The organism is Paenibacillus sp. D51F (genome assembly GCF_053345695.1).
The window spans coordinates 103,595-117,659 of sequence record NZ_JBKFAO010000004.1; the positions used below are offsets into that span (position 1 = coordinate 103,595).

A 14,065-nucleotide genomic window follows, 5' to 3' on the forward strand; every position below is an offset into this window, starting at 1 on the left:
CGTCCGGCTTGAGGTAAACTTCAACAAGGATTGGATCTTCTGCTCTGCAGGCATGAGCCTGGAGGCAATCGTGCGCAGCCTGCCGGAGCTGGATCTTTGGCTCGCCGAGGCCGAGCGGTTGAAAGACTTCCGGCAGCCATCGGAGGACCGGACCAGGCTGAAGCATGCCCTGGCCCGGATCCATCCGTTTTCAGCGTCCACGGAAGACAAAGAAGGCCGATCTCCCCGGAGATCGGCCTTCTTTGTCTATGCTGCCTATGCCTATGCCCAAGCACCTGCCTAATGCCTCTGCATATGCCTATGCCGGTTCAAGCCATCCGAATTTCCGCGATGCAATCCGCCGCTTCGTACAACTCGTCATCCACGGCGTTGCTGACGGGATAGGCCCGCAGCTGGAAAGGCTCGAGCGGCTGCAGATGCCGGCGCAGGAACGAAAACTCGCGGATGGACGGATTGAGCCAGTCTTCCAGCCCTTCCTCGTCCAGCACGATCGGCATCCGATCCTGCAGCAGGGACAACGGGCCGGATGCCGATACGGTCACGATCGTCGCCGCACGCATCAGCGAACCTTCTGGCGTTCTCCACTCGTCATACAAGCCAGCCATGGCGAACAGCGGCTGTCCCTGGACCATGATCCGCATGGCGCGAGGCTGCTTCGGTCCGTTCTCCTCCGCTCCCCTTTGCCAGCCGTACATTCCGCTGCAAGGAATGATGCAGCGGCCGCTGATCAGCATCTGCTTGAAGCATGGCTTGGATTCCAGCATCGAGACATCGGCATTGACGGCATCCTTGGCCCAGAAAGGAAACAGTCCCCATCTGGCATCGTCCATGATTCTCACGCCGTGGCGGTTGTTGCGGATGACAGGGACGTTCTGCGTCGGAGCGATATTGTAGCGCATCGTCGGAATTCGGACGGCATCGCGGATCGCGAACCGGTGTTCAAGCTCCTCGATGTCAGACGTAAGCGAAAAACGCACGCACATAGTTGTTGGCCACCTTCCCGGTTGTTCGTCTCGCTTCCAGTATCTGCAACCGGAGGGAAGTTATGCGCGTGCCGGGAAGGATGGCGGAAAGGAGATTCCGCAAACCTCTCCTCTCTCTCCTATCGCCTGTGGATGGAGCCGGCGGCCGGTTATCGGCGGCGACGCTCCCGGAGGCCGAAGCCTCTAGGGATATCGATCATTTCAGCCTGCGAATCATGGACAAGGTTGATGGTTTGCGCGCTTGATCCTTGGCTTCATCAACAGTCAGGGCGTGAACCGTTTGCGGAAGCGATGCGGCGGTATGCCCGCATGGGCGGCGAACAGCCGCGAGAAATGCGGCGTCTGCCTGAAGCCGCTCTCCTCGGCGACGCGGGCAATCGGCCAGTCGGTCGTCAGCAGCAGCAGCTTGGCCCTGTCCAGCCGGTAATAGAGCAGATATTGCTGCGGTGTGCAGCCGAATGTCTCCACCATGCAGCGGGCGATATAGACGGCGTGGTAGCCGAGCGCGCTGGCCAGCTCCGCGTTCGTGACCGATTCCCGGTAGCTTTCCTTCATATAAGCTGCAGCCTGCTCGGCGACTGCAGAGGCGGATGCCCGGTAGATGCCTGTCCGGCCTGCAGCCTCGAGCTGCCGCAGCAGATCGAGAAAGCTCATCTGCCGGGTCCAGAAAGCCCCGTGGTCCGGGCTTGACGCCGCCTCGTTCAGCAAGGCGAAGGCTGCGGCGGCAGGCTGGCCGGATATGCCTGCGATCAGCTTGGGCAGCCTGACCGTATGCGTGTAATGGTCCCCGACCAGCGTGGACTCGTCCCCTTCGGCCGTTTCTTCCCACTCCCCTTGGAACTGGAAATGAACCCAGTCGAACTCCGTCTCCCCGGTGCATGCTCCAGCGCCAAGCCGGGGGCGGTCGGGACGCAGAATGAGCACTTGTCCCGCCTCCACCGTCCAGGTGCTGTCTCCTTCTGTCACGGAAAGGGCTCCCCGCCGGACGTGAATCAGCTCGAACATGCCCAGATCGGTCCGGCTCGGGTGCTCCTCTCCCGCATCGTATGACGCTCTCCTGGCCTCGACCAGGAAGGGCAGCGGCGGGCAGCGGAAGGTCAACAGTCTCGTATCAGGCATTTCTTCATCTCTCCCAAATCTCTAGAAAACCGGCAGCCGCTTCCGGCGGCTGCGGCTGTTTGTCCATGGCTTCGGCGCATCTGCCGGATCGGCGTGCGCCAAGGCCGTTGCATCGGCAGAAGCCGGGCACCCTCTGGAGGGGCCCGGCTTCCCGGATGCATCTATTGTAGCAAATCGATCGGACTCCATCAGCTTTCGCCCGGTTTTTTGTAGAAGGAAGGGGATTTTCCCGTGTATTTCTTGAATTTGGCGTGAAAATAATCGACGTTGGCGTAGCCGACCTTCTCCGCGGCCTGGCGCACCTTCATGCCGCCTTCCAGCAAGGCGATCGCCCGCTCGATGCGCAGACGGTCGAGATAGGCGTTGAAGGAGACGCCGGTATGGCTTTTGAACAGCTTGCCTAAGTAGCCGCTGTTGTACCCGAACAGCTCGGCAAGCGTCTCCAGCCTCAGCGGCTCGCCGTAGTGGCGCTCGATGAAGCCGGTCATGCGCCTCAGGACACTGCCGCTGTCCGACGCGTCCAGCGACTGCTGCACGGCGGAGAGTCCGGCGGCCAGCTCCGCGCGCATGGAGCTCCAGTTGGCGTGCCGGTAGACGCTCGCCGCGAGGGCGCCATGGCGCCCATCTGCAGGCGCGCCGCCATGGCGTCCAAGCTCGGCCATGACCAGCGTCATCAGCTCGGCCATCGCCGAGGAGAATGCCGGGCGCGACGCATTCCCGGCCGCCAGCGAGGCCGCCGCCTCGTCCAGAGAGGCGACGATGCCGGACATGCCGCCCGTCTCCACGGCGCGGCTGAGCGCCAGGGCGAGCACGGCCAGGCGAGCATCATCTCTTCCATCCGCCGCGCAAGCCGCTGATGATCCGGTATGGCCGGGAGCTCCCGCCGCAAGCATCGCAGGCCGCTCGGTATGGATGCGGCCCGGCTCCAGCAGGAAGCGCAAGGCCATCAGCTCCTGCGCCTCCAGCAGCGAACGCGCGGCTGCCGGCGGCTCCTCCGCGCATGACCCCGCGGCGGCGGTGAAGCCTCCTTCGCCTGCGCTTTCCTCCAGCAGCTTCGCGGCGGACCGCAGCGCCGATTCCCCGCCTGGAATCAGCAGCCCCAGAGAGGTCCCGGCCTCGAAGACCGGTCCAAGCCCTCGGGCTGCGGCTCCCGCCTCCAGCCTCCGCCTGAATTCCGCCTGCTCCAGGCCGTCTCCCTGTCCGGCCTCCGCCAGCAGCACGCGGCCGCCGGGAGCGCCTCCATGGAGCAGCCGCCACAGATCAGCACCGGAGGCGTCCCGCCCGCCGGCTTCTGCATGGACGCCCGGAAGCATGCCGGCTCTTCCGGCATCCGCGGCGATCGACAGCGCCCCCTCCGCATCTCCCGACAGCAGCGCCAGCAGCGCTTCTTCCCGCCGTTTGGCCGGATCGGCCGCCTTCCCGCGCTCCTCATCCAGCGAACGGGCGATCCGCGCCGCATACTGCTCCAGCTCATCCTCGTCGACCGGCTTCAGCAGGTAGCCCTCGATGCCGTAGCGGATCGCCTGCTGCGCATAAGAAAAGTCGGCATGGCCGCTCAGCACCATAATCCGGCAGGCGGAATCCTGCCTCCTGATCTCCTCGACCAGCTCAAGGCCGTTCATCTTGGGCATCCGGATGTCGACCAGGATCAGATCCGGGGACAGCTCCCGGTACAGTCGCAGCCCCTCCATGCCGTCCGCCGCCAGCCCGGCGACCCGGAATCCCAGCCGCTCCCATTCGATCAGCGTCTGCATGCCTTCCCGAATCGCCGGCTCGTCATCGACAATCAACAAGCTGTACATCCGCTATCCCTCCTTCATCCGGGGAATGAGAAGCCTGATCTCCGTCCCTTCCCCCTCCTTGCTCTCGAGCCTCAGGCCGCTGCCCGGGCCGTAATTCAGCACCAGCCTCTGATGCACGTTGCGCAGCCCGATCCGATGCTGCTTGTCCTCGCTTGGATCGTCCAGGGCATCCCGGTTGTCCCGCAGCCGCTCCGCCGTCATGCCGATGCCGTTGTCGGCGACGGTCAGCTCCAGGCCTCCGTTCTGCAATCTTCTTCCCGCAATCGATATGCGCCCGCCTTCCCCGATGCCCTCCAGGCCGTGCACGACGGCATTTTCCACCAACGGCTGCAGGATCAGCGGCGGGATGAGCGTCAGCGACATCTCCTCCTCGACATCGATGACGAATTCCAGGCGGTCCTCGCCGTATCGGAATTTCTGGATTTCCAAGTAGTACCGGACGATCTCCAGCTCCTCGCCGAGAGGAATATGGCGCTGCCCGATCTCGATGTTGTTGCGGATCAGCCTTCCGAGCATGCGCACGACGGAAGCGATCTCTTTCTCGCCCTTCATATGGATCCTCATCCGGATCGATTCCAGCGCATTGAACAGGAAATGCGGATTGATCTGGCTGGCCATCATCTTGAGCTTGATGTCCCGCTGCCTCACCTCCAGCTCGGTCCGCTGCCGGTGCGAATCCTCCACCTCCGCCATCAGCCCGCGTATGCTCGCCACCATATTGTTGAACTGCCGGGACAGCAGTCCGATCTCGTCGTTGCCCTGGATGTCCGAATATACCTGCAGATCGCCCTTGCCGACCCGGCTCAGGTTGCGGTACAGCACGAGCGTGCGCTTGGTCAGCACCGAGGCCACGATGTAGATGAGCACCAGCGCGATCGCCATGCTCACGGCCAGCACGCCCATGCCGAGGCGGGCGACGCGGTTCGCTTCCCCGACGATGCTCTCCACCGCGAACACGGATACGATGCGCAGCCCGTTGACGCTCGAGGCAGGGTTCAGCTTCTCGATGACGACCCGGTATTCCTCGCCGCCGAAGGTCATGTTGTATGTCCCTTCGGCTTTGCCGCCGAGGCCGGGGAACTCAAGCTCGGACAGGTTCTTGCCGATCCATGAGCCGTTCTTCGCCGCGGCGACCGTGTCCGAAGCGTCCACGATCATCGTATCGTAGGGCTCCTGCCGCAGCATCGTGTCGAACAGCTTCGGGTTGACGTCGATGACGAGGACGCCGCTTGTCTTATAAGTAGGAAAGGGGATCAGGCGCACGAGGCTGAGCGATTTCGCTCCTTTCCTCGTCTCGTTGGACGTGTACATCCAATGGATGCCGTCCTTGGCGTTGGCGGCCCGGTACCAGTCCGTCCTGCGGACGGCGTCCGTCAGATGAAGGAACTCCCAATTCTCCAGCAGCGTATCGTTGTCCGCGTACAGCCGGATATAGTCCACCTCGCGGTACAGCTTCACGGCGCTGCGGAAATCGTTGAACTCCCACAGCGCATGCGTAGAGTCGAACACGGTCGCGTACCGGGTATTGACCAGATTGCTCAGGTCCGTGCTGACCATATAATCGTCCGAGAGCTCCATCGGGATGCGCAGGATGTCCGCTGTCTGCGTGACGATCTTGTCCACGTTGTTCGTCGTCTGCCGCGTCGCCTGCTCAAGCACGTTGTTCCGGTACTGGGCCGTCAGGAAAACGCCCACGATCAGCACCGGGATCAGCACGACGATCAGGAAGGCGATGAACAGCTGGCTCTTGAGCCGAAGGTTGTTGAAGCGGAATCCGATATGCCGGATGACTTGTCTCACTTGCGGATGCCTCTCTTTCGATCCATGAAGAAGATAGTCTTAGACCGTATCGTAAGGCAACCGCTTACAAAGGTAAACGGGAAAATCCGCCGCCGCGCAAGCGGCACAGGCTCCATCTCCATCCTGGCGAAGATCCGCTTCCACATGAAATCGGACCTTCCCTTCTTCCCGGATAAAAAGACCCGAAGGCAGCCCTCCCCGATTCGGGACGGCTGCCTCGGACGCGGCCGGGATTACTTGGCCGACCACTGCTCCACGCGGTCTTTGACCGCCTGGGTATAGATGTTCTCGATCTTGCTGAGGTTGACGTCGTCCAGCTGCTTCAGCATGGAATCATACACTTTGTCGAAGTCGGCCGGCTTGGCGAGCACCGCTTCCGGAATCTTCTTCCAGATGATGTCCTCCGCCTTCTTGAAGATGACATTGTAGTCTGGATCGGAAGGAGCCGGGATGTTCCAGGCGGCGCCGTAAGGACGCTCCTTGAACTCGCTCTCGTTCGGGAACAAGTCCTTCCACGTCGTCGCGCCGTACGCCTTGAGCGTTTCCTTCTCCGCATTCGTGTAGCCCGCCACGATCTGATCCGGGAAGTTCGTCGTGTAGTAGCTGCCGCTCGGATCCTTCACGCCGTCGCCGTAGTGAGGCCCGAAGACGAAGTACAGTCCAATGCCCGTATTTTTCGTGAAGTTCGTGTTGTCCTCGGTTTTCTGCTTCTGGATATCGGCCGGAATGACGCGGATGCCGTTCTCCACGTTGTACTGCTTGCCTTCGATGCCCCAGTTGCGCAGCACTTGGCCTTCGTCGGAAGCCATCCAGTCGAGGAACTGGATCGCGCGGACGGGATCCTTGCAGTCCTTCGTGATGGCGATGCCATAACCCGCCATGAAGCCCGTCGGAGCGAAGCTGTGGTCTTTGACATCCGAGGAGATCGTGACCGGGAAGTGGCCGTACGTATAGGCTCCCTCTTCCTTGCTCTTGACCGCGTTCTCGGCGTCTCCATAGCCCCATTCCTGGTCGATCAGGCCGAGCACGCGTCCGCTGGCGATCTTGGACTTGTACTGGTCGCTCTTCTGCACGAACGCTTCCTTGTCCAGCAGCCCTTCGTTGAACATCTTGTTCAGCCAGCGGAAGTATTCCTTCTCTTCCGGACGGCGGATATGGAAGGATGCCTCGTAGGTGTCCGGATTGATGTAGTATTCGCCGTCGTCGGGCAGGCCCGTAGCCAGGAAGGCCGGGTTGGTGCCGGTAATCATGATGCGCCAGTCATCCGTGTCCAGCGTGAGCGGAATGGTCGGCTTGCCGTCTGTCGTCGGATGCTTGGCGTAGTAGGTTTTGAGGGCGTTCTCATAGTCCTCGAGCGTCTTGATCTGCGGATAGCCGAGCTCCTTCAGCACGCGCTGCTGCAGCTCGAAGCCGCCGCCGGCGTCGAAGTAGGTCTGATCGATGGAGTCGTTGCTCGGAAGCACGTAGATCGACGTGTCTTCCTTGCTGTACTTGAGGCGCTGCATGTATTTGCCGTATACCTTCTTGAGGTTCGGGGCGTATTTCTCGATGAGGTCGGTGAGGTCGAGCAGCGCTCCGGCGTCGACCAGCTTGTCGACGTCGCCCTTGGCGAACACCATGTCGGGGTACTGGCCGCTGGCCGCCATCAGCGAGATTTTGTCCGTGCCTCCGCCGGATACCGCGTACTCGGCCTTGATCGTGACGCCGGTCTTCTCGGTGATGGCTTTGCCGACTTCATCCTGCATGTTGTTCCAGTTCGGGCTGGCGTCGGCTCCGAAGAAGCTGAACGTGACCGGCTTGAGATCCTGCTTGCCGGCATCCGCGTTGGCCGCGCCGCCCTGGGTATTCGAGGACACGGCGGCGTTCGTATTGCCTCCGCCGCTGTTGTTGCTGCCCGAGCAGCCTGCCGTCACGGCGAGCACGCCGGCTAGCACCAGCACGGCCGTCGCTCTTGTTTGTCTCATTTTAAGCATCTTCAAGCTCATAACCTCCCTAGTGGTCTGAAAAAGCCGTCTGGAAAACGATTCGAAGCAAACGCATTCATTTTGCTTTATTTAAAACGAGCTACCCGATAGGTGCTGCGCGGCCGGCCAATCTCCCTGTTCTCGGAAGGGCTGGCCCGCCTTGCGGGGATGGCCCGGCGAAGCCTTACGCCTTGACGGCTCCAAGCGTCATGCCGCCGACAAAATACCGCTGCAGGAACGGATAGACCGCCAGGATCGGCACCGTCACCACGATCGTGATCGCCATCTTGATCGATTCCGGCGACACCTGGTTCATCAGCTTGGTCATGTCCTCGTTGCTGGTCCGCATGTTCGCTCCGCCCTGCTGCGTGCTCTGGAGCACCTTCATCAGCTCGTACTGCAGCGTCGTCCAGGTTTCGCTGGAGCCGTTGTACAGATAGGTGTCGAGCCAGGCGTTCCACTGCCCGACCGCCAGGAAGAGCGCGATCGTCGCGAGCGCCGGCTTGGCGAGAGGCAGAATGATGCGCCAGTAGATCGTGAAGTCGTTCGCCCCGTCCAGCTTGGCCGACTCCTGCAGCGCGAACGGCAGGCCGTCGATGAAGGAGCGGATGACGAAGACGTTGAACGCCCCTACCATTCCCGGCAGGACGTACACCCAGAACGTGCCGATCAGATGCAGGTCGCGCATCAGGATGTAGACCGGAATCAGCCCGCCGGAGAAGTACATCGTCAGCGCCAGGAACACCGAGACGAAGCGGCGCGCCTGGAAGTCGGCGCGGCTGAGCGTGAAGGCCAGCATCGAGGCGCTCAGCAGTCCCAGCACGGTGCCGACGACCGTCCTGAGGATGGAGATTTTAAACCCTTGCATGAGCCCCTCGTAGGCAAAGATCACCTTGTAGTTCTCCAGCGTGAACTGCCGGGGCCAGAGGCTGATGTCGCCCCGGACCGTATCCTGCGAATTGTTCAGCGAGATCGCCAGCACGTTCAGGAAGGGATACAGCGTGACGGAGACGAGCAGCAGCATGATGAGAATATTGATGACGTCGAATACCCGTTCGCCGCGGGTGGCGTTGAAAGCCTTGTTCATCGTTGGTCCCCCCTTTACATGATGCTTTCCTTCGTGACCTTCTTCAGCACGCCGTTCGCCAGGAACAGGAGGAAGATGCTCACGACGGAGTTGAAGATGCCGATCGCGGTGCCGAAGGAGAACCTCGCCAGGCTGAGCCCGTAATTGAGGGCGTACAGATCCAGCACCTCCGAGTAATCCTTGACCAGGTTGTTGCCGAGCAGGAACTGCTTCTCGAAGCCGATGCTGATGAGATGCCCGATGCTCATGATGAGCAGCACCGAGATCGTCGTGCGGATGCCCGGCAGCGTAATATGCCACATCTGCCGCAGCCGGTTCGCTCCGTCCACTCTCGAAGCCTCATACAGCTCCGGGTCGATGCCGGCGATGGCCGCAAGATAGATGATCGCACTCCAGCCGAGCTCCTTCCACAGGTCGGAGGCGGTCACGATGCTCCAGAACCAGCTTCCTTTGGCCATGAACTGGATCGGCTCGTCCGTGATATGCAGCCACATGAGCAGGTTGTTGACGGCTCCGCTGTCGGTCGACAGCATTTTGGTCACGATGCCCGCTACGACGACCCAGGAGACGAAGTGAGGCAGATAAGAGATCGTCTGCACCGTCCGCTTGAACATCCGGCCCTTCACCTCGTTGAGCAGCACCGCGAACAGGATCGGGACGACGAAGCCTACGATCAGGCCCATGAGGCTCATCGCCAAGGTGTTGCGCAGCACGAGGTAGAAGCGCTCGTCGGTGAACAGCTCCTGAAAATGCTTGAAGCCGACCCATTTCTGCTCGCCGAACGACTTGCCGGCCTTGAAATCCTGGAACGCCATCGTCCACCCCCAGAGGGGCATGTAGCTGAACACGAACACCCAGATCACGAACGGAATCGACATGAAATACAAGTACTTCTGGGACTTCATTACTTTCCAGAACCGGGCCGGGCCCGAGCTTGCGGCTAGTGCGGCTCCATCCGGACCGGCGGCCGGATGTTTGTCTGTCAGCGCTTTCACAAGCTCCATCCTTCCTTTCTTCCGCAGCGTCCCGGGCAGCTGCGCCCGGGCACCTCCACGCTTGCTTGTTTCCCTATGCCATTCATGGTAACGCATTCACCCGGGCCTTCCTACCGGAGGGATCGGAGCGAAAATCAGGTCAAAATTAGAGATTTCTGAAAGCGCATTCCTGCTCTTCCGCAAGCATGTCTATGTGCTCGACGGGCAAAAATGGCTAAGACTACTCCTCCCTCGGCCATAAAATGGCGCTGGACGACGCCGATAAGCTGTTCGCGGAATAAACGAAAGGCCCTTTAAGTGTGCTGCTGCTCTTAAAGGGCCTTTTTGTCATTCAGGGTCATAGAAGATGAACTCAGGATTTCAATCGATGATCGCTGCGCGGCCGGACTGTTCTTCCGACCGCCGGTCAGCGGTCAGCGGTCAGCGGTCAGCGTCAGCGCAAGATGATGACGGCTGACGCTTCTCCAGCGAAGCCGTCCAGGACGACAGCTCCATCCGCAAGCCGCGCTCCGTCTCCGGCAACCTCTGCGATCTCGCCGGTTCCTCCGTGCAGCGAGAGGCGCAGCGGCTTGCCGGCACCGCTGACGCGCAGCTCGAGACGATTGCCCGAGCGGCTGACCTGCGCCTTCAGCTGCACCGCTCCGGACGTATCGCATACGGCCGCGCTCGCGCTCGCGCCGTCCTCCAGCGCGTACAGCGCCAGCTCTACGGAATCGGCGTAGTCGTAGTCCGGACGGCTGTCGACCGCGCCGAGCGCGAGCAGCGTGTTCGGCCGCACGAGCAGCGGCAGGCTGAGGAAGCCGTGGCGTTCCTTGCGCCAGCGTCCGCCCTCGACGGCTTCGCCGGTGAGCAGCGAGGTCCAGCGGCCTTCCGGCACGTAGTAGCTGACGTTGCCGGACTCCGAGAATACCGGCGCGACCAGCAGCGAGCCGCCGAGCATGTACTGGCGGTCCAGCGTTTCCGCCGCCGGATCTTCCGGGAACTCCAGCAGCATGGCGCGCATGCCGGGCACGCCTTGCTCCTTCGCTTCGACGGCAACGCTGTAGAGGTAAGGCATCAGCTTCATTTTCAGCTTGGTGAACGTCCGCGTCACTTCGACGGATTCCTCGTCATAAGCCCAAGGCACCCGGTACGACGTGCTGCCGTGCAGCCTGCTGTGGGTGGACAGCAGGCCGAACTGCAGCCAGCGCTTGAATACATGCGCCGGGGCGGTGTTCTCGAAGCCTCCGATGTCGTGGCTCCAGAAGCCGAAGCCGCTCAGCCCGAGCGACAGGCCGCCCCGCAGGCTCTCCGCCATCGACTCGTAATCCGCGTAGCAGTCTCCGCCCCAGTGGACCGGGAACTGCTGGCCGCCCGCCGTCGCCGAACGGGCGAATACAGCGGCCTCGCCGCGGCCGAGCTTGCGCTCCAGCGCCTCGAATACGACCTTGTTGTAGAGGAAGGTGTAGTAGTTGTGCATGCCCTCGGGATGGGATCCGTCATGGTAGGCGACATCCGTCGGGATGCGCTCGCCGAAGTCCGTCTTGAAGCTGTCCACGCCCATGTCCATCAGCTCGTCGAGGTACCCGGCGTACCAGGCGCAGGCATCCGGATTCGTGAAGTCGACCAGCGCCATGCCCGGCTGCCACAGATTGGTCTGCCAGACGTCGCCGTTCGGCTTGCGCACCAGGTAGCCCCTGCTCCGCCCTTCCTCGAACAGCCGCGAGCGCTGCCCGATGTACGGGTTGATCCAGACGCAGATCTTGAGCCCCTTCTCCTTGAGGCGCGCCAGCATGCCGGCCGGATCCGGGAATACCCTCTCGTCCCATTTGAAGTCCGTCCAGTGGAATTCCTTCATCCAGAAGCAGTCGAAATGGAAGACCGACAGCGGCAGATCCCGCTCCGCCATGCCGTCCACAAAGGCGTTCACCGTCGCCTCGTCATACTCCGTCGTGAACGAGGTCGACAGCCACAGCCCGAACGTCCAGGCCGGCGGCAGCGCCGGCTTGCCGGTCAGGTCGGTGTAGCGGCCGAGCACCTCCTTCGGCGTCGGTCCGTCGATGACAAAGTATTCCAGCGCTTCGCCGGGAAGGCTGAACTGCACCTTCTTCACCTTTTCCGAGGCGACCTCCAGCGAGACCGCGCCCGGATCGTTGATGAACACTCCATAACCTCGGCTCGTCAAGTAAAAAGGAATGTTCTTGTACGCCTGCTCCGAGCTCGTGCCTCCATCCTTGTTCCAGATGTCGACGGCCTGGCCGTTCTTCACGAAGGCGGTGAAGCGCTCGCCGAGCCCGTATACGAGCTCGCCGACCGACAGGTCCAGCTCCTCTCGCATGTAGGCTTCTCCGTCCGGACCCGTCACATGGGCGATCGACTTGAAGCCGCTGCCCGTCAAGCGCTCCCCGCTGCGGAAGAACGATACCGAGCACTGCCCGCCCTTGTCGATCCGCACGCTCAGATTCCCGCTCTTCAGCTCCGCGTAGGCGTCCGTCTCCGCGATCTCGGCATGTCCGGCAGCGGCGGCACTGGCTCCTGTTGTATTTTCGGCTCCGGCTTCATGTCCGGCTCCGGTTATAGCTCCTGCCAGATGTCCGCCACGAAGCTCGAAATGCGGCCCCCGGTCGACGGCACCCTCGAAATGCGTCAGCTTGACCCCGATCACTCCCGGCAGCGGGGAGTGGAAGCGGATCGTCAGCAGCTGGGTATTGATCATGCTGCCCCGTCCCCTCAGCGGCGTCGTGGAGGCATACGCCGTCAGCACGCCGTCTTCAGCCCGGCAATCGTGAACCTGCATGGCGCTCTCTACGGAGTAGCCCTCCCGGATCAGCCAGTTTCCGTCCGTGAATTTCACTTCGCATCCATCCTTTATCCTGTGAATTGTAAGCGTTATAATAACAGTATACGGCGGCATTCAGGATGAATCTTGCATATAATCGCGCATTTTATTGCACGATTCTGATGTATTGCCCATGACCTTCAAAGGGGCGGGGAACATGGAAGAGCTCGACCGGAGCTTATTCAAGGAAGAGAACGTCCGGGACGGAGCCGGGAGGCTGTTCGGAAGCTATGAATACCGGTACGGTCCCGGCGAGCATGTCGTCGACGCGCACTGGCATAACGAGATGGAATGGTTCTATGTGGCGGAGGGCGAGGTGCGGTTCCAGGTCGGGGTGGACACGCTCGTGCTCCAGGCCGGCGAGGCTGCGTTCGTGGACGCCGGGGAGCTGCATGCCGGGCATGCCAGCGGCTCAGCAGGCTGCAGCTTCTATGCGCTCGTATTCGATCCCGCCCTGCTGTCCGGGGCTGTCTATGATGCCGTAGAAGAGAAGCTGATCCAGCCGCTGCGGGACCGCTCCGCGACGTTCCCCCGCCGCGCGCTGCCCGATTCCGGGCTCGGAAGCAGCCTGCTGGAGGAGCTCGCGGCCATCCGCAAGGCTTGCCGGGAGCAGAGGCCCGGATACGAAGCCGAGGTGAAGGGCCGGCTGCTGCTCATGCTCGCCGTCCTGCATGCGGACGGGGAAGCGGCGGACCGACGGATCCGTCACGAAGGTGCCCGCCCGCCCGAGGGCGACGCGCTCAAGGTCGAGCGGCTGAAACGGGTCATCGAGTTTATCCGGGTCCACTACGGCCAGCCGATCCGGATCGCGGAGCTTGCCGCGCTCATCCCTCTCAGCGAAGGGCAGTTCATCCGCTTTTTCCGCGGCATGACCGGCCAGACCCCGATCGGGTACATCAAGGCGTACCGGATCAGGCAGGCCGCGCTGCTGCTCCGGGAGACGGACCGCCGGATTGCCGATATCGCGCTGGAGACCGGCTTCGACAACGTCAGCTACTTCATCCGCAGCTTCCAAGCGGCGATGAAAAGCACGCCGTCGGATTTCCGCCGCCGGCGGGATCCGGCGCGGTAAGCCGCGCTTGCGATGCCTCCCGACCCACAGTTGTCACATTTGCTGCCGATTGGAGCGAAACCAAGCCTCCCTCCGAGCGTGTTACCTAGGGACGACTTACGTCCAAGAAACCGCCTAGGAGGCTCTCTATGCTTACCAATCCCGTCGGTCGCTTCCGTCTCATCAGCCTGCTCGAAGGCTCTTCCTTCCTGATCCTGCTCTTCATCGCCATGCCTCTGAAATATTGGGGAGACTGGCATGCGGGAGTTACGATCGTAGGAGGAGCGCACGGAGCCCTGTTCGTCCTCTATATGTTCGCCCTGCTGCATGCCGTCATCGCCGCCCGCTGGAAGCTGATGCGCGTCGCCGGAGCGGTCGCAGCCGCCTTCATCCCTTTCGGCACGTTCGTGCTGGACTCGCGCATCCGGAAGGACGGCTGACAACCG

General features: G+C 62.0%; 10 protein-coding genes. 2 read left to right on the plus strand and 8 right to left on the minus strand.

Annotation, left to right across the window (positions count from 1 at the left end; genetic code table 11):
• Nucleotides 1-308 precede the first annotated feature (308 nt).
• From ACLBWT_RS09535 to yicI, 8 genes are all read right to left on the minus strand, one after another.
• Nucleotides 309-983, minus strand: coding sequence for an SOS response-associated peptidase (locus tag ACLBWT_RS09535; protein WP_447662837.1), 675 nt, complete (start codon nt 981-983; stop codon nt 309-311).
• Nucleotides 984-1,247: 264 nt separating this feature from the next.
• On the minus strand, nt 1,248-2,102 hold the full coding sequence (locus tag ACLBWT_RS09540; RefSeq protein WP_447662838.1) for a helix-turn-helix domain-containing protein: 855 nt from the start codon (nt 2,100-2,102) through the stop codon (nt 1,248-1,250).
• Nucleotides 2,103-2,290: 188 nt separating this feature from the next.
• The gene (locus ACLBWT_RS09545; protein ID WP_447662839.1) at nt 2,291-3,904 is read right to left on the minus strand and encodes a response regulator; all 1,614 of its coding nucleotides are present in this window, start codon (nt 3,902-3,904) and stop codon (nt 2,291-2,293) included.
• A gap of 3 nt (nt 3,905-3,907) precedes the next feature.
• Nucleotides 3,908-5,704 carry a histidine kinase gene (locus ACLBWT_RS09550; RefSeq protein ID WP_447662840.1) on the minus strand — a complete coding sequence of 599 codons (1,797 nt, stop codon included), beginning with the start codon at nt 5,702-5,704 and terminating at the stop codon, nt 3,908-3,910.
• 233 nt (nt 5,705-5,937) lie between these two features.
• Entirely contained in the window at nt 5,938-7,677 is a 1,740-nt protein-coding gene (locus ACLBWT_RS09555; RefSeq protein ID WP_447663097.1) for an ABC transporter substrate-binding protein, read from the minus strand.
• Between the two features lie 175 nt (nt 7,678-7,852).
• Nucleotides 7,853-8,755: a carbohydrate ABC transporter permease gene (locus tag ACLBWT_RS09560; protein ID WP_447662841.1), complete on the minus strand. Its 903-nt coding sequence runs from the start codon at nt 8,753-8,755 to the stop codon at nt 7,853-7,855.
• A gap of 14 nt (nt 8,756-8,769) precedes the next feature.
• Nucleotides 8,770-9,750 carry an ABC transporter permease gene (locus ACLBWT_RS09565; protein ID WP_447663098.1) on the minus strand — a complete coding sequence of 327 codons (981 nt, stop codon included), beginning with the start codon at nt 9,748-9,750 and terminating at the stop codon, nt 8,770-8,772.
• A 433-nt stretch (nt 9,751-10,183) separates the two neighbouring features.
• Nucleotides 10,184-12,583: an alpha-xylosidase gene (gene yicI / locus ACLBWT_RS09570; RefSeq protein WP_447662842.1), complete on the minus strand. Its 2,400-nt coding sequence runs from the start codon at nt 12,581-12,583 to the stop codon at nt 10,184-10,186.
• Between the two features lie 142 nt (nt 12,584-12,725).
• On the opposite strand from yicI, the gene ACLBWT_RS09575 reads away from it, so the two are divergent.
• Together ACLBWT_RS09575 and ACLBWT_RS09580 are read left to right on the plus strand one after the other, a co-directional pair.
• Nucleotides 12,726-13,640 (plus strand): helix-turn-helix domain-containing protein, encoded by a 915-nt coding sequence (locus ACLBWT_RS09575; protein WP_447662843.1) that lies wholly within the window; start codon nt 12,726-12,728, stop codon nt 13,638-13,640.
• Nucleotides 13,641-13,768: 128 nt separating this feature from the next.
• On the plus strand, nt 13,769-14,059 hold the full coding sequence (locus ACLBWT_RS09580; protein ID WP_447662844.1) for a DUF3817 domain-containing protein: 291 nt from the start codon (nt 13,769-13,771) through the stop codon (nt 14,057-14,059).
• Nucleotides 14,060-14,065: the final 6 nt, after the last annotated feature.